General features: G+C 55.2%; 29 protein-coding genes and 4 tRNA genes. All 33 read right to left on the bottom strand.

The window, feature by feature from the left end; all coding sequences use genetic code 11:
• Positions 1-4: 4 nt before the first annotated feature.
• Complete coding sequence (gene rplX, locus ACKUG4_RS16240) at positions 5-319, bottom strand: 50S ribosomal protein L24 (protein ID WP_003186046.1); 315 nt, start codon at positions 317-319, stop codon at positions 5-7.
• A gap of 11 nt (positions 320-330) precedes the next feature.
• Complete coding sequence (rplN, locus tag ACKUG4_RS16235) at positions 331-699, bottom strand: 50S ribosomal protein L14 (protein WP_002555479.1); 369 nt, start codon at positions 697-699, stop codon at positions 331-333.
• Positions 700-722: 23 nt separating this feature from the next.
• Entirely contained in the window at positions 723-989 is a 267-nt protein-coding gene (gene rpsQ / locus ACKUG4_RS16230; RefSeq protein WP_003194644.1) for a 30S ribosomal protein S17, read from the bottom strand.
• Between the two features lie 2 nt (positions 990-991).
• Entirely contained in the window at positions 992-1,183 is a 192-nt protein-coding gene (gene rpmC, locus ACKUG4_RS16225) for a 50S ribosomal protein L29 (RefSeq protein WP_002555481.1), read from the bottom strand.
• Positions 1,183-1,596, bottom strand: a complete 414-nt coding sequence (gene rplP / locus ACKUG4_RS16220) for a 50S ribosomal protein L16 (RefSeq protein WP_003228729.1) — start codon at positions 1,594-1,596, stop codon at positions 1,183-1,185. The genes rpmC and rplP overlap by 1 nt, the downstream gene beginning before the upstream one ends.
• Positions 1,597-1,608: 12 nt before the next feature.
• Positions 1,609-2,295 carry a 30S ribosomal protein S3 gene (gene rpsC / locus ACKUG4_RS16215; protein WP_003176422.1) on the bottom strand — a complete coding sequence of 229 codons (687 nt, stop codon included), beginning with the start codon at positions 2,293-2,295 and terminating at the stop codon, positions 1,609-1,611.
• A 13-nt stretch (positions 2,296-2,308) separates the two neighbouring features.
• Positions 2,309-2,641 (bottom strand): 50S ribosomal protein L22, encoded by a 333-nt coding sequence (rplV, locus tag ACKUG4_RS16210; RefSeq protein WP_003103908.1) that lies wholly within the window; start codon positions 2,639-2,641, stop codon positions 2,309-2,311.
• Between the two features lie 11 nt (positions 2,642-2,652).
• Entirely contained in the window at positions 2,653-2,928 is a 276-nt protein-coding gene (rpsS, locus tag ACKUG4_RS16205; protein ID WP_011336172.1) for a 30S ribosomal protein S19, read from the bottom strand.
• Positions 2,929-2,944: 16 nt separating this feature from the next.
• On the bottom strand, positions 2,945-3,769 hold the full coding sequence (gene rplB / locus ACKUG4_RS16200) for a 50S ribosomal protein L2 (protein WP_003186055.1): 825 nt from the start codon (positions 3,767-3,769) through the stop codon (positions 2,945-2,947).
• Between the two features lie 14 nt (positions 3,770-3,783).
• A complete protein-coding gene (rplW, locus tag ACKUG4_RS16195) occupies positions 3,784-4,083 on the bottom strand; it encodes a 50S ribosomal protein L23 (protein ID WP_002555488.1) in 300 nt (99 codons plus the stop codon).
• A complete protein-coding gene (gene rplD, locus ACKUG4_RS16190) occupies positions 4,080-4,682 on the bottom strand; it encodes a 50S ribosomal protein L4 (RefSeq protein ID WP_003228735.1) in 603 nt (200 codons plus the stop codon). Before rplD ends, rplW begins: the two co-directional genes overlap by 4 nt.
• Before the next feature lie 12 nt (positions 4,683-4,694).
• A complete protein-coding gene (gene rplC / locus ACKUG4_RS16185; protein WP_007955641.1) occupies positions 4,695-5,330 on the bottom strand; it encodes a 50S ribosomal protein L3 in 636 nt (211 codons plus the stop codon).
• Between the two features lie 80 nt (positions 5,331-5,410).
• Complete coding sequence (gene rpsJ, locus ACKUG4_RS16180; protein ID WP_003186070.1) at positions 5,411-5,722, bottom strand: 30S ribosomal protein S10; 312 nt, start codon at positions 5,720-5,722, stop codon at positions 5,411-5,413.
• Between the two features lie 157 nt (positions 5,723-5,879).
• Positions 5,880-7,073: an elongation factor Tu gene (tuf, locus tag ACKUG4_RS16175; protein WP_010220303.1), complete on the bottom strand. Its 1,194-nt coding sequence runs from the start codon at positions 7,071-7,073 to the stop codon at positions 5,880-5,882.
• Between the two features lie 31 nt (positions 7,074-7,104).
• Positions 7,105-9,210, bottom strand: coding sequence for an elongation factor G (gene fusA / locus ACKUG4_RS16170; RefSeq protein WP_064599781.1), 2,106 nt, complete (start codon positions 9,208-9,210; stop codon positions 7,105-7,107).
• A gap of 30 nt (positions 9,211-9,240) precedes the next feature.
• Complete coding sequence (rpsG, locus tag ACKUG4_RS16165; RefSeq protein WP_007957592.1) at positions 9,241-9,714, bottom strand: 30S ribosomal protein S7; 474 nt, start codon at positions 9,712-9,714, stop codon at positions 9,241-9,243.
• A gap of 108 nt (positions 9,715-9,822) precedes the next feature.
• Positions 9,823-10,194 (bottom strand): 30S ribosomal protein S12, encoded by a 372-nt coding sequence (rpsL, locus tag ACKUG4_RS16160; RefSeq protein WP_003186084.1) that lies wholly within the window; start codon positions 10,192-10,194, stop codon positions 9,823-9,825.
• A gap of 215 nt (positions 10,195-10,409) precedes the next feature.
• Positions 10,410-14,609 (bottom strand): DNA-directed RNA polymerase subunit beta', encoded by a 4,200-nt coding sequence (rpoC, locus tag ACKUG4_RS16155; protein WP_064599784.1) that lies wholly within the window; start codon positions 14,607-14,609, stop codon positions 10,410-10,412.
• Between the two features lie 63 nt (positions 14,610-14,672).
• A complete protein-coding gene (gene rpoB, locus ACKUG4_RS16150) occupies positions 14,673-18,746 on the bottom strand; it encodes a DNA-directed RNA polymerase subunit beta (protein ID WP_039772428.1) in 4,074 nt (1,357 codons plus the stop codon).
• A gap of 220 nt (positions 18,747-18,966) precedes the next feature.
• Positions 18,967-19,332, bottom strand: coding sequence for a 50S ribosomal protein L7/L12 (gene rplL / locus ACKUG4_RS16145; protein WP_007957596.1), 366 nt, complete (start codon positions 19,330-19,332; stop codon positions 18,967-18,969).
• 79 nt (positions 19,333-19,411) lie between these two features.
• The gene (gene rplJ / locus ACKUG4_RS16140) at positions 19,412-19,912 is read right to left on the bottom strand and encodes a 50S ribosomal protein L10 (RefSeq protein ID WP_011336174.1); all 501 of its coding nucleotides are present in this window, start codon (positions 19,910-19,912) and stop codon (positions 19,412-19,414) included.
• Positions 19,913-20,110: 198 nt separating this feature from the next.
• Positions 20,111-20,806 carry a 50S ribosomal protein L1 gene (gene rplA, locus ACKUG4_RS16135; protein ID WP_003228754.1) on the bottom strand — a complete coding sequence of 232 codons (696 nt, stop codon included), beginning with the start codon at positions 20,804-20,806 and terminating at the stop codon, positions 20,111-20,113.
• Positions 20,806-21,237: a 50S ribosomal protein L11 gene (gene rplK, locus ACKUG4_RS16130; protein ID WP_003228756.1), complete on the bottom strand. Its 432-nt coding sequence runs from the start codon at positions 21,235-21,237 to the stop codon at positions 20,806-20,808. Before rplK ends, rplA begins: the two co-directional genes overlap by 1 nt.
• Positions 21,238-21,354: 117 nt before the next feature.
• The gene (gene nusG / locus ACKUG4_RS16125; RefSeq protein ID WP_007957598.1) at positions 21,355-21,888 is read right to left on the bottom strand and encodes a transcription termination/antitermination protein NusG; all 534 of its coding nucleotides are present in this window, start codon (positions 21,886-21,888) and stop codon (positions 21,355-21,357) included.
• Positions 21,889-21,897: 9 nt separating this feature from the next.
• A complete protein-coding gene (gene secE, locus ACKUG4_RS16120; RefSeq protein WP_064599786.1) occupies positions 21,898-22,266 on the bottom strand; it encodes a preprotein translocase subunit SecE in 369 nt (122 codons plus the stop codon).
• Between the two features lie 45 nt (positions 22,267-22,311).
• Positions 22,312-22,387: transfer RNA gene (locus ACKUG4_RS16115), tRNA-Trp, on the bottom strand.
• Positions 22,388-22,440: 53 nt separating this feature from the next.
• Complete coding sequence (tuf, locus tag ACKUG4_RS16110; RefSeq protein ID WP_010220303.1) at positions 22,441-23,634, bottom strand: elongation factor Tu; 1,194 nt, start codon at positions 23,632-23,634, stop codon at positions 22,441-22,443.
• A gap of 85 nt (positions 23,635-23,719) precedes the next feature.
• Positions 23,720-23,795 (bottom strand) — tRNA-Thr (locus ACKUG4_RS16105).
• Between the two features lie 26 nt (positions 23,796-23,821).
• Positions 23,822-23,895 (bottom strand) — tRNA-Gly (locus tag ACKUG4_RS16100).
• A 25-nt stretch (positions 23,896-23,920) separates the two neighbouring features.
• Positions 23,921-24,005 (bottom strand) — tRNA-Tyr (locus tag ACKUG4_RS16095).
• A 143-nt stretch (positions 24,006-24,148) separates the two neighbouring features.
• Positions 24,149-24,589, bottom strand: coding sequence for a hypothetical protein (locus ACKUG4_RS16090; RefSeq protein WP_064599788.1), 441 nt, complete (start codon positions 24,587-24,589; stop codon positions 24,149-24,151).
• A 7-nt stretch (positions 24,590-24,596) separates the two neighbouring features.
• Entirely contained in the window at positions 24,597-25,346 is a 750-nt protein-coding gene (locus ACKUG4_RS16085; RefSeq protein ID WP_064599790.1) for a pantothenate kinase, read from the bottom strand.
• A complete protein-coding gene (gene birA, locus ACKUG4_RS16080; protein ID WP_445434401.1) occupies positions 25,336-26,289 on the bottom strand; it encodes a bifunctional biotin--[acetyl-CoA-carboxylase] ligase/biotin operon repressor BirA in 954 nt (317 codons plus the stop codon). The genes ACKUG4_RS16085 and birA overlap by 11 nt, the downstream gene beginning before the upstream one ends.
• Positions 26,290-26,451 lie beyond the last annotated feature (162 nt).

Below are 26,451 nucleotides of genomic sequence, written 5' to 3'. Positions count from 1 at the left end.
GTGTTCAAGCATCAACCGCTTTTTGGGTCGACTTGAAGACACGAATTTTCTTACCGTCTTCTACTTTGAAACCAACGCGGTCAGCCTTGTTGGTTTCGCCGTTGAAGATGGCGACGTTGGAAGCGTGCAGTGGCGCTTCTTTCTCGACGATACCGCCCTGTACGCCCGACATCGGGTTAGGCTTGGTATGACGCTTGACCAGGTTCAGACCACCAACAACCAGACGGTTGTCAGCAAGAACCTTCAGCACCTTACCGCGCTTACCTTTGTCTTTGCCGGCGATCACGATGATCTCGTCGTCACGACGAATCTTTTGCATGTCGGATCTCCTTACAGCACTTCTGGGGCGAGCGAGACGATCTTCATGAACTTCTCGGTACGAAGTTCACGGGTCACTGGCCCAAAGATACGGGTGCCGATCGGCTCTTGCTTGTTGTTCAGAAGAACAGCAGCGTTGCCATCAAAGCGGATAATGGAGCCATCAGCACGACGTACGCCGTGACGAGTGCGGACTACAACAGCAGTCATCACTTGGCCTTTTTTCACCTTACCGCGAGGAATTGCTTCCTTCACGGTAACTTTGATGATGTCACCGATACCAGCGTAACGACGATGGGAGCCACCCAGCACCTTGATGCACATAACACGGCGAGCGCCGCTGTTATCGGCCACATCGAGCATGGATTGAGTCTGAATCATATAATTTCTCCGACCCCTAGCCCTTAGACTTCCACAGCGCGTTCGAGAACATCAACCAGCGCCCAAGACTTGGTCTTGGCCATCGGACGAGTTTCACGAATAGTGACTTTGTCGCCGATGTGGCACTGATTGGTTTCGTCGTGCGCGTGCAGCTTAGTCGAACGCTTAACGTATTTACCGTAGATCGGGTGCTTAACGCGACGCTCGATCAGAACGGTGATGGTTTTGTCCATCTTGTCGCTGACAACACGGCCAGTCAGCGTACGGACAGTTTTTTCGGCTTCAGCCATGATCACTTACCTGCCTGCTGGTTGAGCACAGTCTTCACGCGAGCAATGTCACGCTTAACTTGCGAGAGCAGATGAGACTGCCCCAACTGGCCAGTTGCTTTCTGCATGCGCAGATTGAACTGGTCGCGCAGCAAGCCGAGCAGTTGCTCGTTCAGCTGCTGTGCGGATTTTTCACGAAGTTCATTCGCTTTCATCACATCACCGTCCGTTTAACAAAGGAGGTGGCGAGCGGCAGCTTTGCAGCAGCCAGGGCGAAAGCCTCACGCGCCAGCTCTTCAGAAACACCCTCGATTTCATACAGGACTTTGCCTGGCTGAATCTGGGCAACCCAGTACTCCACGTTACCCTTACCTTTACCCATACGAACCTCGAGAGGCTTCTTGGAGATCGGCTTGTCCGGGAATACACGGATCCAGATCTTGCCGCCACGTTTTACGTGACGGGTCAGTGCACGACGCGCTGACTCGATCTGACGAGCGGTGAGACGACCACGAGCTACAGACTTCAGCGCGAACTCGCCGAAGCTGACTTTGCTACCGCGCAGTGCCAGACCACGGTTGTGGCCGGTCATCTGCTTGCGGAACTTCGTACGCTTAGGTTGCAACATTTGGCGTACCCCTTACTTAGCAGCTTTTTTACGAGGCGCTGGTGCTTGTGGCTTCAGCTCTTCTTGGCGACCACCAATTACTTCGCCTTTGAAGATCCAAACCTTTACACCGATCACACCGTAAGTGGTGTGAGCTTCGTAGTTGGCATAGTCGATGTCGGCACGCAGGGTGTGCAGTGGCACACGACCTTCGCGATACCATTCAGTACGTGCAATTTCAGCACCGCCGAGACGACCGCTCACTTGGATTTTGATGCCTTTGGCACCAATGCGCATGGCGTTCTGTACAGCGCGCTTCATGGCGCGACGGAACATTACACGACGCTCCAGCTGCTGAGCTACGCTCTGCGCAACCAGCATACCGTCGAGCTCCGGCTTGCGGATCTCTTCGATATTGATGTGCACAGGCACACCCATTTGCTTGGTCAGGTCCTGACGCAGTTTCTCAACATCTTCACCTTTCTTCCCGATAACAATACCTGGACGAGCGGTGTGGATGGTGATGCGTGCAGTTTGGGCCGGACGATGGATATCGATACGGCTTACGGACGCGCTTTTTAGTTTGTCTTGGAGGTATTCACGCACCTTCAGATCAGCGAACAAGTAGTCCGCATAAGTCCGACCGTCTGCGTACCAGACGGAGGTGTGCTCCTTGACGATTCCCAGGCGAATGCCAATGGGATGTACTTTCTGACCCATCTCTTCGACTCCGTTACTTGTCAGCAACCTTGACAGTGATATGGCAAGACCGCTTGACGATGCGATCAGCACGGCCTTTGGCACGTGGCATGATGCGCTTCAGCGAACGCCCTTCGTTGACGAAAACGGTGCTGACCTTCAGGTCATCAACGTCTGCGCCTTCGTTATGCTCGGCGTTGGCTACGGCCGACTCCAGCACTTTTTTCATGATCTCGGCGGCTTTCTTACTGCTGAAAGCCAACAGGTTGAGCGCTTCGCCCACCTTCTTCCCGCGGATCTGGTCGGCGACCAAGCGGGCTTTCTGGGCGGAGATTCGAGCGCCCGACAACTTAGCGGCTACTTCCATTTCCTTACCCCTTAACGCTTGGCTTTCTTGTCTGCCACGTGCCCGCGATAGTTGCGGGTACCGGCGAACTCGCCCAGTTTGTGGCCGACCATGTCTTCGTTAACGAGAACTGGGACGTGCTGACGACCGTTGTGTACTGCGATGGTCAGACCGACCATTTGTGGCAGGATCATCGAACGACGCGACCAAGTCTTAATTGGTTTGCGATCGTTCTTTTCCGCCGCCACTTCGATCTTCTTCAGTAGGTGAAGATCAATAAAAGGACCTTTTTTCAGAGAACGTGGCACTGTCGTATCCCTCTATTTACTTGCGACGACGGACGATCATTTTGTCGGTACGCTTATTACCACGAGTCTTCGCGCCCTTAGTCGGGAAGCCCCATGGCGATACCGGATGACGACCACCAGAGGTACGACCTTCACCACCACCATGTGGGTGGTCAACCGGGTTCATGGCAACACCACGAACGGTTGGGCGAACGCCACGCCAGCGCTTGGCACCAGCTTTACCCAGCGAACGCAGGCTGTGCTCGGAGTTCGAGACTTCGCCCAGGGTCGCACGGCACTCAGCCAGTACTTTACGCATTTCACCGGAACGCAGACGCAGGGTCACGTAAACGCCTTCACGAGCGATCAGCTGAGCCGAAGCGCCAGCGGAACGAGCGATTTGCGCGCCTTTACCTGGCTTCAGTTCGATGCCGTGTACGGTGCTACCAACTGGAATGTTGCGCAGTTGCAGAGCGTTGCCCGGCTTGATCGGTGCCAGAGCACCTGCGATCAGCTGGTCGCCAGCGCTCACGCCTTTAGGGGCGATGATGTAGCGACGCTCGCCATCTGCGTACAGCAGCAGAGCGATGTGAGCAGTACGGTTTGGATCGTATTCGATACGCTCGACAGTGGCAGCGATGCCATCCTTGTCGTTGCGACGGAAGTCGACCAGACGATAATGCTGCTTATGACCACCACCGATGTGACGAGTGGTAATACGGCCATTGTTGTTACGACCACCAGACTTCGATTTTTTCTCGAGCAGCGGTGCGTGAGGAGCGCCTTTATGCAGCTCCTGGTTGACCACCTTGACCACAAAACGGCGGCCAGGGGAAGTCGGTTTGCATTTAACGATTGCCATGATGCACCCCTTCCTTACTCAGCACTGCTGCTGAAATCGAGATCTTGGCCTGGCTGAAGGGAGATAACTGCCTTCTTCCAGTCATTACGCTTGCCCAGACCGCGAGCGGTGCGCTTGCTCTTACCCAGAACATTCAGGGTAGTAACACGCTCAACTTTCACGCTGAACAGGCTTTCGACGGCCTTCTTGATTTCCAGCTTGGTTGCATCAGTAGCAACCTTGAAAACGAACTGGCCTTTCTTGTCTGCCAGAACCGTAGCCTTCTCGGAAACGTGCGGGCCAAGCAGAACTTTAAATACGCGTTCCTGGTTCATCCCAGCAGCTCCTCGAATTTCTTCACGGCCGACACGGTGATCAACACCTTGTCGTATGCGATCAGACTAACTGGATCGGAACCTTGCACGTCACGTACATCAACGTGTGGCAGGTTGCGAGCAGCCAGGTACAGGTTCTGATCAACAGCGTCCGACACGATCAGAACATCGGTCAGGCTCATGTTGTTCAGTTTGCCCAGCAGGTCTTTGGTTTTCGGAGTTTCAACTGCGAAATCCTGAACCACCACCAGACGATCAGTACGCACCAGCTCAGCAAGGATGGAACGCATTGCTGCGCGATACATCTTCTTGTTCAGCTTCTGGGAGTGATCCTGTGGACGAGCTGCAAAGGTGGTGCCGCCGCCGCGCCAGATTGGGCTGCGGATAGTACCGGCACGAGCACGGCCAGTACCTTTCTGACGCCATGGGCGCTTGCCGCCACCACGAACGTCGGAACGGGTCTTCTGCTGCTTGCTACCCTGACGGCCGCCAGCCATGTAGGCCACGACTGCTTGGTGAACCAGCGTCTCGTTGAACTCGCCGCCAAATGTCAGTTCGGAAACTTCGATCGCTTGAGCGTCATTTACATTTAATTGCATGTCAGCTTCCCCTTAACCGCGAGCCTTGGCTGCCGGACGTACAACCAGGTTGCCGCCAGTAGCGCCAGGTACAGCGCCCTTGACCAACAACAGATTGCGTTCAGCGTCCACGCGCACTACTTCCAGGGACTGCACGGTCACGCGCTCAGCGCCCATATGACCGGACATTTTTTTGCCCTTGAATACACGACCAGGAGTCTGGCACTGGCCGATAGAGCCTGGGACGCGGTGGGATACGGAGTTACCGTGGGTGTTATCTTGCCCGCGGAAGTTCCAACGCTTGATCGTACCCTGGAAGCCTTTACCTTTGGACTGACCGGTTACATCAACCAGTTGACCAGCAGCGAAGATTTCAGCGTTGATCAGATCGCCGGCCTGGTACTCGCCTTCTTCAAGACGGAATTCCATTACGGTACGACCAGCGGCAACGTTCGCCTTGGCGAAGTGGCCAGCTTGAGCAGCTGTAACACGGGAAGCACGACGCTCGCCGACAGTGACTTGCACTGCACGATAGCCATCGGTTTCTTCAGTTTTGAACTGGGTGACGCGATTCGGCTCGATCTCAATGACCGTGACCGGAATGGAGACACCTTCTTCGGTGAAAATACGGGTCATACCCGCTTTACGACCGACTACACCAATAGTCATGTTGTAAACCTCATGAGTGTACGGGGCTTTCACCCGCTATGGCCGCCCATTTCAGAGCGTTACACGACCAAGACCGAGTCTTAGCCGAGGCTGATCTGCACTTCCACACCGGCCGCAAGATCAAGCTTCATAAGTGCATCAACGGTTTTATCCGTTGGCTGGACGATGTCCAGAACGCGCTTATGAGTGCGGATCTCGTACTGGTCACGCGCGTCTTTGTTGACGTGCGGAGAAACCAGAACGGTGAACCGCTCTTTACGGGTAGGCAGTGGAATTGGACCACGCACTTGAGCACCAGTACGTTTCGCGGTTTCCACGATTTCCTGGGTTGATTGGTCGATCAGGCGATGGTCAAAAGCCTTCAACCTGATACGGATTTGCTGATTTTGCATTGGATTTCAGACTCCGGCTGCTATTCCCACCGGGCGCAATACGCCCGTTAAAAGGAGGCGCAATTCTATAGACGCCCCAGATAGGTGTCAACCCAATAAAAAAGCCCCCGCTAAGCGGGGGCTTTTTCAACTCATCAAAGCTGACTCAATAAAGAGATCACTCGATGATTTTAGCTACGACGCCAGCACCAACGGTACGGCCGCCTTCACGGATTGCGAAACGCAGACCGTCTTCCATCGCGATGGTTTTGATCAGGGTAACAGTCATCTGAATGTTGTCACCTGGCATTACCATTTCAACGCCTTCTGGCAGCTCGCAGTTACCAGTCACGTCAGTAGTACGGAAGTAGAACTGTGGACGGTAGCCTTTGAAGAACGGAGTGTGACGGCCGCCTTCTTCCTTGCTCAGAACGTAAACCTCTGCGGTGAACTTGGTGTGCGGCTTAACCGAACCCGGCTTAACCAGAACCTGACCACGCTCAACGTCGTCACGCTTGGTACCACGCAGCAGAACGCCGCAGTTCTCGCCAGCACGACCTTCGTCCAGCAGCTTGCGGAACATCTCAACACCGGTGCAGGTGGTGGTGGTGGTGTCACGCAGACCAACGATTTCCAGGGCGTCTTGAACGCGAACGATACCGCGCTCGATACGACCGGTCACAACAGTACCGCGACCCGAGATCGAGAACACGTCTTCGATTGGCATCAGGAACGGCTTGTCGATAGCACGCTCTGGCTCTGGGATGTAGCTGTCCAGAGTTTCCACCAGCTTCTTAACAGCGGTGGTGCCCATTTCGTTGTCGTCTTTGCCTTCCAGCGCCATACGAGCAGAACCGATGATGATCGGAGTGTCGTCGCCTGGGAAGTCATAGGTGGACAGCAGGTCGCGAACTTCCATCTCAACCAGTTCCAGCAGCTCAGCGTCGTCTACCAGGTCAGCCTTGTTCAGGAAAACCACGATGTACGGAACGCCTACCTGACGGGACAGCAGGATGTGCTCACGGGTTTGCGGCATCGGACCATCAGCGGCCGAGCAAACCAGGATCGCGCCGTCCATCTGCGCAGCACCAGTGATCATGTTCTTCACGTAGTCAGCGTGACCTGGGCAGTCAACGTGAGCGTAGTGACGAATGTTCGAGTTGTACTCAACGTGCGCGGTGTTGATGGTGATACCGCGAGCTTTTTCTTCTGGTGCGCTGTCGATCTTGTCGAATTCAACTACGGCCGAACCGAAAACTTCGGAGCAGACGCGAGTCAGAGCAGCGGTCAGAGTGGTTTTACCGTGGTCAACGTGGCCGATGGTGCCAACGTTTACGTGCGGTAGGGAACGATCAAATTTTTCTTTAGCCACGACAATTAACTCCTAGCCTAAAGGGGCTGAATCAGCCTTGTTTTTTGGTAACGGATTCGACGATGTGCGACGGAGCCGTATCGTATTTTTTGAATTCCATAGAGTAGCTTGCGCGACCCTGGGACATGGAACGAACGTCGGTCGCATAACCGAACATCTCACCCAGTGGAACCTCGGCACGGATAACCTTGCCGGACACTGTGTCTTCCATACCCTGGATCATGCCGCGACGACGGTTAAGGTCGCCCATCACATCACCCATATAGTCTTCAGGCGTAACAACCTCTACCGCCATGATCGGCTCGAGCAACTCACCACCGCCCTTCTGGGCCAGTTGCTTGGTCGCCATGGAAGCAGCCACTTTAAACGCCATCTCGTTGGAGTCGACGTCGTGGTAAGAACCATCGAACACGGTAGCCTTCAGGCCGATCAGCGGATAGCCGGCAACAACGCCGTTCTTCATCTGCTCTTCGATACCCTTCTGGATAGCCGGGATGTATTCCTTAGGAACCACACCACCCACTACTTCGTTCAGGAATTGCAGACCTTCCTGACCTTCGTCAGCAGGAGCAAAGCGAATCCAGCAGTGACCGAACTGGCCACGACCGCCGGACTGACGAACGAACTTGCCTTCGATTTCGCAGTTCTTCGTGATGCGCTCACGGTACGAAACCTGTGGCTTGCCGATGTTGGCTTCGACGTTGAACTCACGGCGCATCCGGTCAACCAGGATGTCCAGGTGCAACTCGCCCATGCCGGAGATGATCGTTTGACCAGTCTCTTCATCAGTTTTAACGCGGAAAGATGGGTCTTCCTGAGCAAGCTTGCCCAGAGCGATACCCATTTTTTCCTGGTCATCCTTGGTCTTAGGCTCTACGGCAACCGAAATAACCGGCTCCGGGAAGTCCATGCGAACCAGGATGATTGGCTTGTCAGCGTTGCAGAGGGTTTCACCAGTGGTGACGTCCTTCATGCCGATCAGGGCCGCGATGTCGCCAGCGCGTACTTCCTTGATCTCTTCACGGGCGTTTGCGTGCATTTGCACCATACGACCCACGCGCTCTTTCTTGCCTTTAACCGAGTTGATCACGCCGTCGCCGGAGTTCAACACGCCCGAGTAAACGCGGACGAAGGTCAAGGTACCCACGAATGGGTCGGTAGCGATCTTGAACGCCAAGGCCGCGAACGGCTCGTCGTCGCTTGCATGACGCTCCATCTCTTCTTCCTCGTTATCAGGATTGGAACCCTTGATAGCAGGAATGTCGGTCGGAGCAGGCAGGAAGTCGATAACGGCGTCGAGAACCAGGGGAACACCCTTGTTCTTGAACGAAGAACCGCAAACAGCCAGAACGATTTCGCCGGCGATAGTACGTGCACGCAAAGCAGCCTTGATCTCTTCGATCGACAGCTCTTCACCTTCCAGGTACTTGTTCATCAACTCTTCGCTGGCTTCGGCGGCAGCTTCAACCATGTTGTTGCGCCATTCTTCAGCCAGTTCAAGCATGTCCGCAGGGATTTCCTTGCGAACCGGAACCATACCCTTGTCAGAGTCGTTCCAGTAGACAGCTTGCATGTTGATCAGGTCGATCTGGCCCTGGAAGTTATCTTCCGAACCGATAGCCAGCTGGATCGGCACCGGAGTGTGACCCAGACGCTGTTTGATCTGACCGATCACGCGCAGGAAGTTGGCACCAGCACGGTCCATCTTGTTTACGTAAACAAGACGTGGAACGCCGTATTTGTTGGCCTGACGCCATACGGTTTCCGACTGAGGCTCAACACCCGAAGTACCGCAGAACACAACAACAGCGCCGTCGAGTACACGCAGGGAACGCTCTACTTCAATAGTGAAGTCTACGTGGCCCGGGGTATCGATTACGTTGAAGCGATGCTCGTGTGGGTACTGCTTCTCGGAACCTTTCCAGAAGGCGGTAATGGCAGCAGAAGTAATGGTAATACCACGCTCCTGCTCCTGAACCATCCAGTCCGTGGTCGCGGCGCCATCATGCACCTCGCCCATTTTGTGACTTTTGCCAGTGTAAAAAAGGACGCGCTCGGTAGTGGTGGTTTTACCAGCATCCACGTGAGCGACGATACCGATGTTACGGTAGCGACTAATCGGAGTAGTACGAGCCATAAAGCCCTCGCAAAATTAGTGAAGCTAAAATTAGAAGCGGTAGTGCGAGAAAGCTTTGTTAGCTTCGGCCATACGGTGCACGTCTTCACGCTTCTTAACAGCAGCACCTTTACCTTCAGCAGCATCCAGCAGCTCGCCAGCCAAGCGCAGAGCCATAGACTTCTCGCCACGCTTGCGGGCGAAGTCTACCAACCAGCGCATTGCCAGAGCGTTACGACGGGACGGACGAACCTCGACCGGAACCTGGTAAGTAGCACCACCAACGCGGCGCGACTTCACTTCGACCAGCGGAGCGATGGCGTCGAGTGCTTTTTCGAAGAGTTCCAGGGGATCGGTGCCGGTCTTGCGAGCCGCAACGGTTTCCAGGGCACCATAAACGATACGCTCGGCAACGGCTTTCTTGCCGCTTTCCATAACGTGGTTCATGAATTTGGCGAGGATTTGGCTTCCGTATTTCGGATCGTCCAGAATCTCACGCTTTGCTGCTACGCGACGTCTTGGCATTGATAAGCCCTCAAACGGTCTTCAGGTTAGCTCGGGACAGATCCAGTGGATGCGCGCCCGACCTTACTCTTATCGACTCAATAAAATGAAAATCTGCAAAACGGCCGATTACTTCGGACGCTTGGTACCGTACTTCGAACGACCCTGGTTACGGCCTTTAACGCCGGAAGTATCCAAGGAGCCGCGAACGGTGTGGTAACGAACACCTGGCAAGTCTTTTACACGACCGCCGCGGATCAGTACCACGCTGTGCTCTTGCAGGTTGTGGCCTTCACCACCGATGTACGAGGAAACCTCGAAACCGTTGGTCAGACGCACACGGCATACTTTACGCAGTGCCGAGTTAGGTTTTTTCGGCGTAGTGGTGTACACACGGGTGCACACGCCACGACGTTGCGGGCAGTTCTGCAGCGCAGGCACGTCGGATTTCTCGACGATACGCTTACGCGGCTGACGTACCAGCTGGTTGATAGTTGCCATCTACTAGCTCCACTGTTGTCTTGCGACGCTATTGTCTTGCAAGAAAAGCAAAATGGCAGGAACGAATTCCCGCCAAATTTAGGGGATCAAGAGTCTAAAGAGGATCTTGTCCCCAGTCAAGGCAAGGCCCCGACCTCCCCGCTCGTCGAACCTCGACAAATTGTCTCGATTCGATGAACGGCTTGATCAGGGCCTCAGCTCATTTTTCGCAGAACTCAGTTACCGCTCGAGTTCAGCGCTTCGGTCAGTGCAGCTTCCACTTCACTGGCGCTTACGCGCAACGGCTTGTCTGCATCACGACGACGCTTGCGCTCGCTGTGATAAGCCAGACCGGTACCGGCCGGGATCAGACGACCCACAACCACGTTTTCTTTCAGGCCGCGCAGGTAATCGCGCTTGCCGGTTACCGCTGCTTCGGTCAGTACGCGAGTGGTCTCCTGGAAGGAGGCCGCCGAGATGAACGATTCAGTCGACAACGACGCCTTGGTGATACCCAGCAGCACGCGAGTGAACTTGGACACGAATTTGTCTTCGGTCGCCAAGCGCTCGTTTTCCACCAGTACGTGAGTCAGTTCCATCTGGTCGCCCTTGATGAAGCTGGAGTCGCCGGACTCGGAGATCTCAACTTTACGCAGCATCTGACGCAGGATGGTCTCGATGTGCTTGTCGTTGATCTTCACGCCTTGCAGGCGGTAAACGTCCTGGATCTCGTTGACGATGTACTTGGCCAACGCGCTTACACCCAGCAGACGCAGGATGTCGTGCGGATCGCTCGGACCGTCGGAGATAACTTCGCCGCGGTTTACCTGTTCGCCTTCGAACACGTTCAGGTGACGCCACTTCGGAATCAGCTCTTCGTACGGATCGCTACCGTCGTTCGGGGTAATGACCAGACGGCGCTTGCCCTTGGTCTCTTTACCGAACGCGATGGTGCCGCTGACTTCAGCCAGAATCGACGCTTCTTTCGGACGACGGGCTTCGAACAGGTCGGCAACACGCGGCAGACCACCGGTGATGTCACGGGTTTTCGAAGTTTCTTGCGGGATACGAGCGATAACGTCACCGATCGCAATCTTTGCACCGTCCGCAACACCGACCAGGGCGTTGGCTGGCAGGAAGTACTGAGCGATAACGTCAGTGCCTGGCAGCAACAGATCCTTGCCGTTGTCATCGACCATCTTCACCGCAGGACGGATGTCCTTGCCGGCGGCCGGACGGTCTTTGGCATCGAGTACTTCAATGTTGGTCATACCGGTCAATTCGTCAGTCTGACGCTTGATCGTGATGCCTTCTTCCATGCCCACGTAGGTCACGGTACCTTTCATTTCGGTAACGATCGGGTGAGTGTGCGGATCCCACTTGGCCACGATTGCGCCAGCGTCGACCTTGTCACCTTCTTTAACCGAAATCACGGCACCGTACGGCAGCTTGTAACGCTCGCGCTCACGACCGAAGTCGTCAGCGATTGCCAGCTCACCGGAACGAGACACGGCAACCAGGTTGCCATCCACACGCTCAACGTGTTTCAGGTTGTGCAGACGGACGGTACCGCCATTCTTCACCTGAACGCTGTCGGCTGCGGAAGTACGGCTTGCCGCACCACCGATGTGGAACGTACGCATCGTCAGCTGGGTACCCGGCTCACCGATGGACTGGGCAGCGATAACGCCGACCGCTTCACCGATGTTCACCTGGTGACCACGAGCCAGGTCACGGCCGTAGCACTTGGCGCAAATGCCATAGCGGGTTTCGCAGCTGATCGGCGAACGCACGATTACTTCGTCGATGCTGTTCAGCTCGATGAACTCAACCCACTTCTCGTCTACCAGAGTGCCTGCAGGAACGATAACGTCCTCGGTACCCGGCTTGAATACGTCACGGGCGATGACACGACCCAATACGCGCTCACCCAACGGTTCTACAACGTCACCGCCTTCAATGTGCGGAGTCATCAGCAGACCGTGTTCGGTGCCGCAATCGATCTCGGTCACGACCAGATCCTGCGCCACGTCTACCAGACGACGAGTCAGGTAACCGGAGTTCGCAGTTTTCAACGCGGTATCCGCCAGACCTTTACGAGCACCGTGAGTCGAGATGAAGTACTGGAGTACGCTCAGACCTTCACGGAAGTTCGCAGTAATCGGCGTTTCAATGATGGAACCGTCCGGCTTGGCCATCAGACCACGCATACCGGCCAGCTGACGAATCTGTGCTGCGGAACCCCGCGCACCCGAGTCGGCCATCATGTACATCGAGTTGAACGATTCTTGCTCGACTTCGTCGCCGTGACGGTCGATGACTTTCTCTTTCGAGAGGTTGGCCATCATCGCCTTGGAGACTTCGTCGTTCGCTTTCGACCAAAGGTCGATCACTTTGTTGTACTTCTCGCCCTGGGTTACCAGGCCGGAGGCGTACTGGCTCTCGATTTCTTTCACTTCGTCGGTGGCAGCACCGATGATGCGGGCTTTTTCGTCCGGGATAACGAAGTCGTTAACACCGATGGAAACGCCGGAAATGGTCGAGTAGGCAAAACCGGTGTACATCAACTGGTCAGCGAAGATCACGGTCTCTTTCAGACCAACCACGCGGTAGCACTGGTTGATCAGCTTGGAGATCGCCTTTTTCTTCATCGGCAGGTTGACGACGTCGAACGACAGACCTTTTGGCACAACCTGGAACAGCAGCGCACGGCCGACAGTGGTGTCGACGATACGGGTGTTGTTCACGCTGTTGCCGTCACGATCGTTCACGGTTTCGTTGATACGAACCTTGATCTTGGCGTGCAGTGCGGCTTCGCCGGCACGGAACACACGGTCAACTTCCTGCAGATCCGCGAACACACGACCTTCGCCCTTGGCGTTGATCGCTTCACGAGTCATGTAGTAGAGACCCAATACAACGTCCTGCGACGGAACGATGATTGGCTCACCGTTGGCTGGCGACAGAATGTTGTTGGTCGACATCATCAACGCACGCGCTTCGAGCTGGGCTTCCAGCGTCAGCGGTACGTGCACGGCCATTTGGTCGCCGTCGAAGTCGGCGTTGTACGCGGCGCAGACCAGAGGGTGCAGCTGGATAGCCTTACCTTCGATCAGTACCGGTTCAAACGCCTGGATACCCAGACGGTGAAGGGTCGGTGCACGGTTGAGAAGAACCGGGTGTTCGCGAATCACTTCAGCGAGAACGTCCCAAACCTCTGGCAGTTCGCGCTCGACCATTTTCTTGGCCGCTTTGATGGTGGTCGCCAGACCACGCATTTCCAGCTTGCCGAAAATGAACGGCTTGAACAGCTCGAGAGCCATCTTCTTCGGCAGACCGCACTGGTGCAGACGCAGGGTCGGACCAACGGTAATTACCGAACGACCGGAGTAGTCAACACGCTTACCGAGCAAGTTCTGACGGAAACGACCTTGCTTACCCTTGATCATGTCAGCCAGGGATTTCAGAGGACGCTTGTTGGAACCTGTGATAGCGCGCCCACGACGACCGTTGTCGAGCAGTGCATCGACAGCTTCCTGCAACATACGCTTTTCGTTGCGCACGATGATGTCCGGAGCGGACAGATCCAACAGGCGCTTCAAACGGTTGTTACGGTTGATCACTCGACGATACAGATCGTTGAGGTCGGAAGTCGCGAAACGACCGCCATCCAGTGGAACCAGTGGACGCAGATCTGGCGGCAGAACCGGCAGAACGGTCAGCACCATCCACTCTGGCAGGTTGCCGGAGCCCTGGAAGGCTTCCATCAACTTCAGACGCTTGGACAGCTTCTTGATCTTGGTTTCGGAGTTGGTTTGCGGAATTTCTTCACGCAGCCGGCCGATCTCGTGTTCCAGGTCGATAGCGTGCAGCAGTTCACGGACAGCTTCGGCACCCATGCGGGCGTCGAAATCGTCACCGAACTCTTCCAGCGCTTCGAAGTACTGCTCGTCGTTCAGCAACTGACCTTTTTCAAGAGTGGTCATGCCCGGATCGATAACGACATAGCTCTCGAAGTAGAGAACGCGTTCGATATCACGCAGGGTCATGTCCATCAGCAGGCCGATACGGGACGGCAGCGATTTCAGGAACCAGATGTGGGCAACCGGCGAAGCCAGTTCGATGTGCGCCATGCGCTCACGACGAACCTTGGCCAGTGCAACTTCAACGCCGCACTTCTCGCAGATCACACCACGGTGCTTCAAGCGCTTGTACTTACCGCACAGGCACTCGTAATCCTTTACCGGGCCAAAGATCTTGGCGCAGAACAGACCGTCACGCTCAGGTTTGAACGTACGGTAGTTGATGGTTTCCGGCTTTTTAACTTCACCGAACGACCACGAGCGGATCATCTCAGGCGAGGCCAATCCGATACGGATGGCGTCGAACTCTTCGACTTGACCCTGGTTTTTCAGCAAATTCAGTAGGTCTTTCAAGGCCTTTCCTCCTGGCGGAGCAGAGAGCGGGCAATCCTGCCCCGCTCTCGATCGCGTCACGTGTTATTCGGTTTCCAGATCGATATCGATGCCGAGGGAACGAATTTCCTTGATCAACACGTTGAAGGACTCGGGCATGCCCGGCTCCATACGGTGATCGCCGTCCACGATGTTTTTGTACATCTTGGTCCGGCCGTTCACATCGTCCGACTTCACTGTGAGCATTTCTTGCAGAGTGTAAGCAGCACCGTATGCTTCCAGTGCCCAGACCTCCATCTCCCCGAAACGCTGACCACCGAACTGCGCCTTACCACCCAGCGGCTGCTGGGTAACCAGGCTGTACGAACCGGTAGAACGCGCGTGCATCTTGTCGTCTACCAAGTGGTTCAGCTTCAGCATGTACATGTAGCCAACGGTAACTGGACGCTCGAACTTGTTGCCGGTACGGCCGTCGGTCAGCTGCATCTGGCCGCTTTCTGGCAGGTCTGCCAGTTTCAGCATGGCCTTGATTTCGCTTTCCTTGGCACCGTCGAACACTGGAGTGGCCATTGGAACACCGCCACGCAGGTTCTTCGCCAGATCCAGGATTTCCTGATCGGAGAAGCTGTCCAGATCTTCGTTACGACCGCCGATCTGGTTGTAGATCTCGTCCAGGAAGGTGCGCAGTTCAGCGACTTTACGCTGCTCTTCGACCATCCGGTTGATCTTCTCGCCCAGACCTTTGGCCGCGAGGCCGAGGTGGGTTTCAAGGATCTGACCAACGTTCATACGCGAAGGTACGCCCAGTGGGTTGAGGACGACGTCGACCGGTGTGCCATTGGCATCGTGCGGCATGTCTTCAACCGGCATGATCACGGAGACCACACCTTTGTTACCGTGACGACCGGCCATCTTGTCGCCCGGCTGGATGCGACGACGGATTGCCAGGTAAACCTTGACGATTTTCAGCACACCTGGAGCCAGGTCATCGCCCTGCTGCAGTTTGCGCTTCTTGTCTTCGAACTTGTCGTCCAGCAGACGGCGACGATCAACGATGTAGGCCTGGGCCTTCTCGAGCTGCTCGTTCAGAGCATCTTCAGCCATGCGCAGTTTGAACCACTGACCATGCTCAAGACCGTCGAGTACTTCGTCGGTGATGTCCTGACCTTTCTTCAGGCCCGCGCCGCCTTCAGCCTTGTGGCCTACCAGAGCGGAACGCAGACGCTCGAAGGTCGCGCCTTCAACGATGCGGAACTCTTCGTTCAGATCCTTGCGGATCTCGTCCAGCTGGGACTTCTCGATCGACAGGGCACGAGCATCACGCTCAACGCCGTCACGAGTGAAGACCTGTACGTCGATGACAGTACCTTTGGTGCCGGTTGGCACACGCAGGGAAGTGTCTTTAACGTCGCTGGCTTTCTCACCGAAGATTGCGCGCAGCAGTTTTTCTTCCGGAGTGAGTTGGGTCTCGCCTTTCGGAGTGACCTTACCTACCAGGATGTCGCCTGCGCCGACTTCAGCACCTACGTAAACGATACCGGCTTCGTCCAGCTTGTTCAGCGCAGCTTCACCCACGTTAGGGATGTCCGCAGTGATTTCCTCTGGGCCAAGCTTGGTGTCACGAGCCACACAGGTCAGTTCCTGAATGTGGATCGTGGTGAAACGGTCTTCCTGAACCACACGCTCGGACAGGCAGATGGAGTCTTCGAAGTTGAAGCCGTTCCATGCCATGAACGCGATGCGCATGTTCTGACCCAGAGCCAGTTCACCCATGTCGGTGGACGGACCGTCGGCCATGATGTCGCCACGCTGAACACGATCACCCTTGCTCACCAGCGGACGCTGGTTGATGCAGGTGTTCTGGTTCGAGCGGGTGTATTTGGTCAGGTTGTAGATGTCGACACCAGCTTCGCCGGTTTCAACTTCGTCATCGGCAACGCGAACCACGATACGGCTGGCATCAACAGAGTCGATCACGCCGCCACGACGAGCCACGACGCAAACGCCGGAGTCGCGAGCCACGTTACGCTCCATGCCGGTACCGACCAGCGGCTTGTCAGCGCGCAGGGTTGGTACAGCTTGACGCTGCATGTTCGAACCCATCAACGCACGGTTGGCGTCGTCGTGCTCGAGGAACGGAATCAGCGACGCTGCAACCGAAACTACCTGCTTCGGCGAAACGTCCATCAAGGTGACGTCTTCCGGCGCCTTGACGGTGAATTCGTTCAGGTGACGTACGGCTACCAGTTCGTCGATCAGGACTTTCTGCTCGTTCATGGTCGCCGAAGCCTGCGCGATCACGTGATCGGCTTCTTCAATGGCGGACAGGAACACGATGTCGTCGGTGACCACACCCTCTTTCACCACGCGGTACGGGCTCTCGAGGAAGCCGTACTGGTTGGTGCGAGCGTAAGCAGCCAGGGAGTTGATCAGACCGATGTTCGGACCTTCCGGCGTTTCAATCGGGCAGACACGACCGTAATGAGTCGGGTGTACGTCACGGACTTCGAAGCCCGCGCGCTCACGAGTCAGACCGCCAGGGCCGAGTGCAGAGACACGACGCTTGTGGGTGATCTCGGACAGCGGGTTGTTCTGGTCCATGAACTGCGACAGCTGGCTGGAACCGAAGAACTCTTTCACCGCCGCAGCCACTGGCTTGGCGTTGATCAGGTCTTGCGGCATCAGGCCTTCGCTTTCAGCCATCGACAGACGCTCTTTGACCGCACGCTCAACACGTACCAGGCCAACGCGGAACTGGTTCTCTGCCATCTCGCCTACACAGCGAACACGACGGTTACCCAGGTGGTCGATGTCGTCGACGATGCCTTTACCGTTACGGATGTCGACCAGAGTCTTCAGTACCGCGACGATGTCTTCCTTGCACAGCACGCCCGAACCTTCGATCTCGGTACGACCGATACGACGGTTGAACTTCATCCGGCCGACCGCAGACAGGTCATAGCGCTCAGGGCTGAAGAACAGGTTGTTGAACAGGGTCTCGGCAGCGTCCTTGGTTGGCGGCTCGCCTGGACGCATCATGCGATAGATCTCGACCAGCGCTTCCAATTGGTTGCTGGTGGAGTCGATCTTCAGCGTGTCGGAGACGAACGGACCGCAGTCGATGTCGTTGGTGTACAGAGTTTCGATGCGTACGACGCCGGCCTTGGCGATTTTCGCCAGGATCTCGGTCGACAGCTCGGTGTTGCACTCTGCCAGGATCTCACCGGTAGCCGGGTGCACGATGGCCTTGGCGGTGGTACGACCCAGAACGTAATCCAGAGGCACGTCCAGCTCTTTGATCCCGGCTTTTTCCAGCTGGTTGATGTGGCGGGCAGTAATACGACGGCCCTGCTCAACGATCACCTTGCCTTTGTCATCCTGGATGTCGAGAACAGCAACTTCACCACGCAGGCGCTGAGGCACCAGCTCCAGGCTCAGGCCTTCGCCTTTCACGTGGAATACGTTGGTGGTGTAGAACGCGTCCAGCACTTCCTCGGTGGTATAACCGAGCGCGCGCAGCAGTACCGAGGCCGGCAGCTTGCGACGACGGTCGATACGCACGAATACGCAGTCTTTCGGGTCGAACTCGAAGTCCAGCCACGAACCGCGGTAAGGAATGATGCGCGCGGAGTACAGCAGCTTGCCGGAGCTGTGCGTCTTGCCACGGTCGTGGTCGAAGAACACGCCCGGGGAACGGTGCAGCTGGGAAACGATAACACGCTCGGTACCGTTGATTACGAAGGTACCGTTCTCAGTCATCAATGGGATTTCACCCATGTAGACTTCTTGCTCTTTGATGTCCTTGATCGCTTTGTTCGACGATTCTTTGTCGAAAATGATCAGGCGCACTTTTACCCGCAAAGGTACGGCGAAAGTTACACCGCGCAATACGCATTCTTTGACATCAAATGCCGGTTCGCCCAAGCGATAACCGACGTACTCCAGCGCAGCATTGCCGGAGTAGCTGATGATCGGGAAAACGGATTTGAAGGCCGCATGCAGGCCCACGTCGCGGAACTGATCTTTAGTCGCTCCCGCTTGCAAGAATTCACGATACGAATCCAGCTGGATGGCCAGGAGGTAAGGCACATCCATGACGTCCGGCAACTTGCTAAAGTCCTTGCGGATACGTTTTTTCTCAGTATATGAGTAAGCCATCAGCGTTCCCCAGCTTGGTCACCTGCTTGTTTGGCCCCTCCCGACGGGAGCAGCCAGAAAATCGTGCAAACCCCATGGTTTGCGCCACCGCATCGGGTGGTTGCAACTCGCTATCGACACCGACCCAGTCGGCTGCCAATAACGGAAAAAGGCCGGTGGCAAGAGCCACCAGCCATCAGCCTGTCGCTTGACGCTCGGGCTGGAGGTGCAAAGTCGATGCTTACTTCAGCTCGACTTTAGCGCCTGCTTCTTCCAGCTTCTTCTTAGCGTCTTCAGCCGCTTCTTTCGAAACGCCTTCAGCTACAACCTGAGGAGCGCCGTCGACTTTCTCTTTGGCTTCTTTCAGGCCCAGACCGGTCAGTTCACGAACTGCCTTGATCACGTTGACTTTCTTCTCGCCGGCTTCAACCAGAACAACGTTGAACTCGGTTTGCTCTTCGACAACAGCGGCAGCAGCAGCTGGACCAGCAGCAGCAACAGCAGCGGTCACGCCGAAGGTTTCTTCCATTGCTTTGATCAGCTCAACAACTTCCAGAACGGTTTTCTGGCCGATTGCTTCGATGATTTGTTCGTTAGTCAGAGACATGACTCAATTCCTGATTTGGTGGACAGCCTGTACGGCCGTCGAAATAAACAAAAATACGCGAGAGTGGAAACGCTCAGCCTCAGGCTGCAGCTGCTTCTTTCTGATCGCGAATTGCCGCCAGAGTACGAGCCAGCTTGCTGGTAGCGCCTTGAATCACGCTCATCAGTTTCGCAATAGCTTCGTCGCGAGTTGGCAGGCTTGCCAGCACGTCGATCTCATTCGCTGCGAGGAACTTGCCCTCAAACGATGCTGCCTTGATCTCGAACTTATCCTGACCCTTGGCAAATTCCTTGAACAGACGAGCAGCAGCGCCCGGGTGTTCGTTGGAGAATGCGATCAGGGTCGGGCCAGTGAACGCGTCGTTCAGCACTTCATACGAAGTGCCAGCAACAGCGCGCTTGAGCAGGGTGTTACGTACAACACGTACGTAAACGCCAGCTTCACGAGCCTCTTTACGGAGTCCGGTCATTGCGCCTACTGTTACGCCACGGGCATCAACCACGACAGCGGACAGAGCGACTTTGGCAGCCTCGTTGACTTCAGCGACGATGGCCTTCTTGTCTTCGAGATTAATTGCCACGGGTTTAACTCCTGCTTGTTACCGTTTCATTCGATCGAAACCGAATGTCGTTTTGGTGTCTGATTCGGTAAGGAACCGGGAGCACCATCTGCGTAGGCTTGAGGTTTAAGACTTGCGTCGCCTACGGTCTTGGATAGCCCCCGCCAGGCAGGGACCCCAATCTTTCAATTGGCGCAGTCAACTGCGCCAATTTTTGTCTTACGCGTCCAGCGAGCTCTGGTCGATAACCAGACCTGGGCCCATAGTGGTGCTCAGGGTAACGCGCTTGACGTAGATACCTTTCGAAGAAGCTGGCTTGATACGCTTCAGATCAGCGATCAGGGCTTCAACGTTTTCCTTCAGCTTGACGGCATCGAAGCCGATCTTGCCAACGGAAGTGTGGATGATGCCGTTTTTGTCGGTGCGATAACGAACCTGACCAGCCTTGGCATTTTTAACCGCGGTAGCGACGTCTGGGGTAACAGTGCCGACTTTCGGGTTAGGCATCAGACCACGTGGACCGAGGATCTGACCCAGTTGACCTACAACGCGCATGGCATCCGGGGATGCGATCACTACGTCATAGTTCAGGTCGCCGCCTTTCATTTCGGCAGCCAGGTCGTCCATACCTACACGGTCAGCGCCGGCAGCCAGAGCGGCCTCAGCAGCTGGACCCTGGGTGAACACAGCAACGCGAACAGTCTTGCCAGTGCCGTGTGGCAGCACAGTAGCGCTACGAACAACCTGGTCGGATTTACGCGGGTCTACGCCCAGGTTTACAGCTACGTCGAACGACTCGCTGAACTTGACAGTCGACAGCTCGGCCAGCAGTGCAGCGGCGTCTACAATGTTGTAGGCCTTGCCTGCTTCGATTTTGCCGGCGATAGCCTTTTGACGCTTGGTCAGCTTAGCCATTACACACCCTCCACGTTAAGGCCCATGCTACGAGCAGAACCGGCGATAGTACGCACGGCTGCATCCATATCAGCTGCAGTCAGATCCGCGTTTTTGGTTTTCGCGATTTCTTCCAGCTGAGCACGGGTAACAGTGCCAACCTTAACGGTGTTCGGACGAGCGGAACCGCTGGTCAGACCGGCCGCCTTCTTCAGCAGAACCGAAGCAGGGGTGGATTTGGTTTCGAAAGTGAAGCTACGGTCGCTGTAGACAGTGATGATCACTGGAGTCGGCAGACCAGCTTCCAGACCCTGGGTACGGGCGTTGAAAGCTTTGCAGAATTCCATGATGTTCACGCCGTGCTGACCCAGAGCAGGACCAACAGGTGGGCTTGGGTTAGCCTGAGCGGCCTTCACTTGCAGCTTGATGTAAGCGGTAATCTTCTTGGCCATGAGGCACTCCAATTACGGGTTCGAACGCCTCGAAAGGCTCCCCGGTTACTTGCGCGTTTATCCCAGTGACGACAAAACCCCACAGCCTAGGGCTGCGGGGTTGGGATGCTTGCTCAGCTAGACCTTTTCGACCTGACTGAACTCCAACTCTACCGGAGTAGAGCGTCCGAAAATGAGCACTGCCACTTGGATCCGGCTCTTTTCGTAGTTAACTTCTTCAACAACGCCGTTAAAGTCAGCGAACGGCCCGTCATTGACTCGAACGGTTTCGCCTGGCTCGAACAACGTCTTCGGCTTCGGCTTGTCGCTACCATCGGCAACGCGACGCAAAATCGCCTCAGCTTCTTTATCGGTGATTGGTGCCGGCTTATCAGCAGTACCGCCGATAAAACCCATCACCCGAGGAGTATCCTTGACCAAGTGCCAAGTACCCTCGTTCATATCCATCTGAACCAGCACATAACCTGGGAAGAATTTGCGCTCGCTTTTGCGTTTCTGGCCATTACGCATTTCAACCACTTCTTCAGTGGGAACCAGAATTTCGCCGAAGCCATCTTCCATGCCAGCCAGCTTTACACGCTCGATCAACGAACGCATGACATGCTTCTCGTAACCCGAGTAAGCATGCACAACGTACCAACGCTTAGCCACGGGACACCCTTAGCCGACAATCAAGGAAACAAGCCAACCGAGCAGGGAATCAAGCCCCCACAACAGCAACGCCATAACCAGGACAACAGCCACAACAATCAGTGTGGTCTGCGTGGTTTCTTGGCGAGTTGGCCATACGACTTTACGAATCTCGGTGCGAGCTTCCTTAACCAGTACAAAGAAAGACTTGCCCTTGGCAGTCTGCAGGCCTACAAAGGCAGCTACAGCAGCAATGACAAGCAATACGAGTACACGGTACAGGATCGGCGAAGCAGCGTAATACTGATTACCGACAACGCCAACAATTACCAAAGCGACTACTACAAGCCACTTGAGCAAATCGAAGCGAGAGCCTTGAGCTTCAGCTTTAGGAGTCATCTATGAAGATCCTGTGAAAAGAAAGCCAGACACACCAAGTTAATCTGGCAGGTCAGGAGGGAATCGAACCCCCAACCTACGGTTTTGGAGACCGTCGCTCTGCCAATTGAGCTACTGACCTAAAACAAAATCAGGCCGACCATTATGCCGGCCTGAAAAAGACATTACAACTGTTTACTCGATGATCTTGGCCACTACGCCAGCACCAACGGTACGACCGCCTTCACGGATTGCGAAACGCAGACCGTCTTCCATCGCGATGGTTTTGATCAGGGTAACAGTCATCTGAATGTTGTCACCTGGCATTACCATTTCAACGCCTTCTGGCAGCTCGCAGTTACCAGTCACGTCAGTAGTACGGAAGTAGAACTGCGGACGGTAGCCCTTGAAGAACGGAGTGTGACGACCGCCTTCTTCCTTGCTCAGAACGTAAACTTCTGCGGTGAACTTGGTGTGTGGCTTAACCGAACCCGGCTTAACCAGAACCTGACCACGCTCAACGTCGTCACGCTTGGTGCCACGCAGCAGAACGCCGCAGTTCTCGCCAGCACGACCTTCGTCCAGCAGCTTGCGGAACATCTCAACACCAGTGCAGGTGGTGGTGGTGGTGTCACGCAGACCAACGATTTCCAGGGCGTCTTGAACGCGAACGATACCGCGCTCGATACGACCGGTCACAACAGTACCGCGACCCGAGATCGAGAACACGTCTTCGATTGGCATCAGGAACGGCTTGTCGATAGCACGCTCTGGCTCTGGGATGTAGCTGTCCAGAGTCTCCACCAGCTTCTTAACAGCGGTGGTGCCCATTTCGTTGTCATCTTTGCCTTCCAGCGCCATACGAGCAGAACCGATGATGATCGGAGTGTCGTCGCCTGGGAAGTCATAGGTGGACAGCAGGTCGCGAACTTCCATCTCAACCAGTTCCAGCAGCTCAGCGTCATCTACCAGGTCAGCCTTGTTCAGGAAAACCACGATGTACGGAACACCTACCTGACGGGACAGCAAGATGTGCTCACGAGTTTGCGGCATCGGACCATCAGCGGCCGAGCAAACCAGGATCGCGCCGTCCATCTGCGCAGCACCAGTGATCATGTTCTTCACGTAGTCAGCGTGACCTGGGCAGTCAACGTGAGCGTAGTGACGAATGTTCGAGTTGTACTCAACGTGCGCGGTGTTGATGGTAATACCGCGAGCCTTTTCTTCTGGAGCGCTGTCGATCTTGTCGAATTCAACTACGGCCGAACCGAAAACTTCGGAGCAGACGCGAGTCAGAGCAGCGGTCAGCGTGGTTTTACCGTGGTCTACGTGACCGATGGTGCCAACGTTGACGTGCGGCAGGGAACGATCAAATTTTTCCTTAGCCATCGATATCACCCCTAACAGAAGAAATTGAGCAAACAACACAAGCCATTAAAACAAAGGCAGATATTTTCATATCTGCCTTGTTATATGGAGCTCTTGAGCGGATTTGAACCGCTGACCTCACCCTTACCAAGGGTGTGCTCTACCAACTGAGCTACAAGAGCGTAACACTTTGCACAACCTGCAAACTTGGAGCGGGTAGCGGGAATCGAACCCGCATCATCAGCTTGGAAGGCTGAGGTTCTACCACTAAACTATACCCGCGGAGCCTGCAGCTCACGCTAAAATCTGGTGGAGGGAGAAGGATTCGAACCTTCGAAGTCGTAGACGTCAGATTTACAGTCTGATCCCTTTGGCCGCTCGGGAACCCCTCCTAATCAGGCCGGCATTCTATACTATGCCAAACCCCTGTCAAGCATTTTCTCATTTAAAAACCTGAGGTTAGCTGCATTGACACCACCCCGCTGCTGCTACCTTTTCAGGTCTTCGCTGTGGAGCGGGCGCCATTCTATGCAAACTATTCAGTAGGTGCAACCCCCTCGCACAGCATTATTTTATGTTTTAACTCATTGAATTCCTTGGAAAGGTTTTGCAGCTGAGCATCACCCAACAAACGCTGGGTTTCGGGCGTAACCTGGAACCAATATGAGCCGCCGGAAGACTCTTTTGACGAAGGAAGAACTTTTGCACCAAGCTCCGCCAAACGCTGCTCCAACGCCTGAGCGGACTCGGGGCGCGCCAAACCACCCACATAAAGGCACTGCCCATCAGGCTTTCCTCCAGTCCTTTTTTCACGGGAAGCATCACCACCAGCCTCACTCAGCAAGCGAATATCCTGTTGCGAGCCACGATAAAGACTGAGCGGCGTGACATCCTTTGCGCGTAGCGGGGCCTCCTGCTGATGCCAGACGTAATAAAAAACATTGAGTACCAGAAGCAGAAGGAACAACCAACGCATACAAACCTCAGGACAAAGGACACGCCATAGCCAAACCCACGAACACCAGATCGGAAACAACCCGAGCGTCAGGCGCAACATCCGAGACCAGTTCGGCATCACCACCCGTAATGAAGACACTGTAGTCATCACCCCAATAGGAATGCGCCATCTCCAGCTGCGTCAATACGAACCCTCTGAGCATCAACGAACAGCCACGCTCTACAGCCTCAGCCGTGTTGCGCCCAGGAGCCTGACTCGCCAATGCCCGCTCCGCCGCCAGATCCCCATAGCGAATTTTCCGAGTATGCGTACGCAACTGATTACGCATCAGCGGCATGCCAGGACAAATGAAGCCTCCCAGATGTTCACCGTCCGCGGAGACAAAGTCCGCGGTCACCGCCGTCCCGAAATCAAGAACCAGACAAGCACCTTTAGCCAGGTGAAAACCACCAAGCATCGCCAGCCAGCGATCGAGACCAAGGCGCTCATAGTCGTCGTAACCGTTCGTTACGCCAGACATCTCACGAGCGGGCGACGCACAGACAACGGAAATGCCGAACTCGCGCCTGAGCAAGCCAATAAGCAAATTGGTCTCATCTTCAGTTCTTACGCTGACAAGGCGACATTTACCGAGAGATATCTTCTCAAGCGACCGAAGACTATCGACCAAGGCGCCATCAGAGTCGACCACACCTTCTGCGACCAAGGCGCCCAACTCTGCACTCAGCACCCGCCATTTGATAAAACTGTTTCCACAATCGAGCTCAAGAATCATGACGCAACCTCAAGCTGAGCTCACCACCACTAAAGACCTTTTCCACACCATCTACCTTTAGCCGCAGCGCGCCTTGATTATCGATTCCCAGCACCACACCCTCTACCTGATTGACACCGGCAGTGAGAGAAACCTGCTGCCCCTGCCACAAATGGCTCGCCTCCCACTCCGCCTGAAGCGCAGAGAAGCCGTCTGACTGGTGACGTCGCAGATAGAGTTGCAACTGCTTACTCAGCTCAACCGCCAGAATATTGCGATCACAAGATTTACCCGACTCTAGACGCAGTGAAGTCCATTGCTGATCGACTTCGTCTGTAGCCTGCATGTTCACATTAATGCCCACGCCCAACACTACATGACAAACGTCCGCTGGATCTCCGACGAGCTCCAGCAGGATGCCTGCAATTTTTTTTCGCCCGACCAAAACATCATTGGGCCATTTCAGTCCCGCACCTGGCACCCCAAACGCGCGCAGGGTCTGCATGACCGCGAGACCGACAACGAGACTTAACCCCTCGAGCTGACGCATCCCTCCATCGATACGCAACACGAGGCTGTAATAAAGGTTTTCAGCAAACGGGCTTACCCATTTACGCCCCCTGCGCCCGCGCCCGGAACTCTGACGCTCAGCCAGTATTAGAAAAGGCGCAACCCGCCCTCGATCTACCGCTCGCAACGATTCAGCATTAGTTGAGTCGATGGAATCGAAGACACTGACAGACCAGCCGGCAAGACCTTCCTCTACTGCGAGCGAGTCAAGCAACGCCAGCGGCGAAGCCAATTGATAGCCCCGCCCTCGAACTTTATGTATGGATAACCCAAGCTCCGTCTCCAGATGCTGAAGCTGCTTCCACACCGCACTTCGACTAATTCCCAGAGCAACGCCCAGGGCCTGACCGGAATGGAATCGACCATCCTTCAGAAGGTTCAACAACGTCAGCATGCAGGTCTCGCCTCAGAATGAGGCCCGAATAATAGCCATGCACCGGGCCGCTGCATAGAATTCAAACAACCCATTTTCTTGCGGACAAAACAAAACCCCAACTGCTTTCGCAATTGGGGTTTCGGAATTTAATCTTGACGATGACCTACTCTCACATGGGGA

This window comes from Candidatus Pseudomonas auctus (genome assembly GCF_048654275.1).
Classification (GTDB): Bacteria; Pseudomonadota; Gammaproteobacteria; order Pseudomonadales; family Pseudomonadaceae; genus Aquipseudomonas; species Aquipseudomonas pharyngis.
The sequence above is the reverse complement of the archived record's forward strand: the minus strand, read 5'-3'. Positions and strand labels throughout refer to the sequence as shown.

What these genes read in the sequence shown, in the direction of transcription:
- rplX (WP_003186046.1), bottom strand. Translation starts at nt 319, where the DNA reads ATGCAAAAGATTCGTCGTGACGACGAGATCATCGTGATCGCCGGCAAA.
- rplN (WP_002555479.1), bottom strand. Translation starts at nt 699, where the DNA reads ATGATTCAGACTCAATCCATGCTCGATGTGGCCGATAACAGCGGCGCT.
- rpsQ (WP_003194644.1), bottom strand. Translation starts at nt 989, where the DNA reads ATGGCTGAAGCCGAAAAAACTGTCCGTACGCTGACTGGCCGTGTTGTC.
- rpmC (WP_002555481.1), bottom strand. Translation starts at nt 1,183, where the DNA reads ATGAAAGCGAATGAACTTCGTGAAAAATCCGCACAGCAGCTGAACGAG.
- rplP (WP_003228729.1), bottom strand. Translation starts at nt 1,596, where the DNA reads ATGTTGCAACCTAAGCGTACGAAGTTCCGCAAGCAGATGACCGGCCAC.
- rpsC (WP_003176422.1), bottom strand. Translation starts at nt 2,295, where the DNA reads ATGGGTCAGAAAGTACATCCCATTGGCATTCGCCTGGGAATCGTCAAG.
- rplV (WP_003103908.1), bottom strand. Translation starts at nt 2,641, where the DNA reads ATGGAAGTAGCCGCTAAGTTGTCGGGCGCTCGAATCTCCGCCCAGAAA.
- rplB (WP_003186055.1), bottom strand. Translation starts at nt 3,769, where the DNA reads ATGGCAATCGTTAAATGCAAACCGACTTCCCCTGGCCGCCGTTTTGTG.
- rplW (WP_002555488.1), bottom strand. Translation starts at nt 4,083, where the DNA reads ATGAACCAGGAACGCGTATTTAAAGTTCTGCTTGGCCCGCACGTTTCC.
- rplD (WP_003228735.1), bottom strand. Translation starts at nt 4,682, where the DNA reads ATGCAATTAAATGTAAATGACGCTCAAGCGATCGAAGTTTCCGAACTG.
- rplC (WP_007955641.1), bottom strand. Translation starts at nt 5,330, where the DNA reads ATGACTATTGGTGTAGTCGGTCGTAAAGCGGGTATGACCCGTATTTTC.
- rpsJ (WP_003186070.1), bottom strand. Translation starts at nt 5,722, where the DNA reads ATGCAAAATCAGCAAATCCGTATCAGGTTGAAGGCTTTTGACCATCGC.
- fusA (WP_064599781.1), bottom strand. Translation starts at nt 9,210, where the DNA reads ATGGCTCGTACTACTCCGATTAGTCGCTACCGTAACATCGGTATCGTC.
- rpsG (WP_007957592.1), bottom strand. Translation starts at nt 9,714, where the DNA reads ATGCCAAGACGTCGCGTAGCAGCAAAGCGTGAGATTCTGGACGATCCG.
- rpsL (WP_003186084.1), bottom strand. Translation starts at nt 10,194, where the DNA reads ATGGCAACTATCAACCAGCTGGTACGTCAGCCGCGTAAGCGTATCGTC.
- rpoB (WP_039772428.1), bottom strand. Translation starts at nt 18,746, where the DNA reads ATGGCTTACTCATATACTGAGAAAAAACGTATCCGCAAGGACTTTAGC.
- rplL (WP_007957596.1), bottom strand. Translation starts at nt 19,332, where the DNA reads ATGTCTCTGACTAACGAACAAATCATCGAAGCAATCGGCCAGAAAACC.
- rplA (WP_003228754.1), bottom strand. Translation starts at nt 20,806, where the DNA reads ATGGCTAAGCTGACCAAGCGTCAAAAGGCTATCGCCGGCAAAATCGAA.
- rplK (WP_003228756.1), bottom strand. Translation starts at nt 21,237, where the DNA reads ATGGCCAAGAAGATTACCGCTTACATCAAGCTGCAAGTGAAGGCCGCT.
- secE (WP_064599786.1), bottom strand. Translation starts at nt 22,266, where the DNA reads ATGACTCCTAAAGCTGAAGCTCAAGGCTCTCGCTTCGATTTGCTCAAG.
- tuf (WP_010220303.1), bottom strand. Translation starts at nt 23,634, where the DNA reads ATGGCTAAGGAAAAATTTGATCGTTCCCTGCCGCACGTCAACGTTGGC.
- ACKUG4_RS16090 (WP_064599788.1), bottom strand. Translation starts at nt 24,589, where the DNA reads ATGCGTTGGTTGTTCCTTCTGCTTCTGGTACTCAATGTTTTTTATTAC.
- ACKUG4_RS16085 (WP_064599790.1), bottom strand. Translation starts at nt 25,346, where the DNA reads ATGATTCTTGAGCTCGATTGTGGAAACAGTTTTATCAAATGGCGGGTG.
- birA (WP_445434401.1), bottom strand. Translation starts at nt 26,289, where the DNA reads ATGCTGACGTTGTTGAACCTTCTGAAGGATGGTCGATTCCATTCCGGT.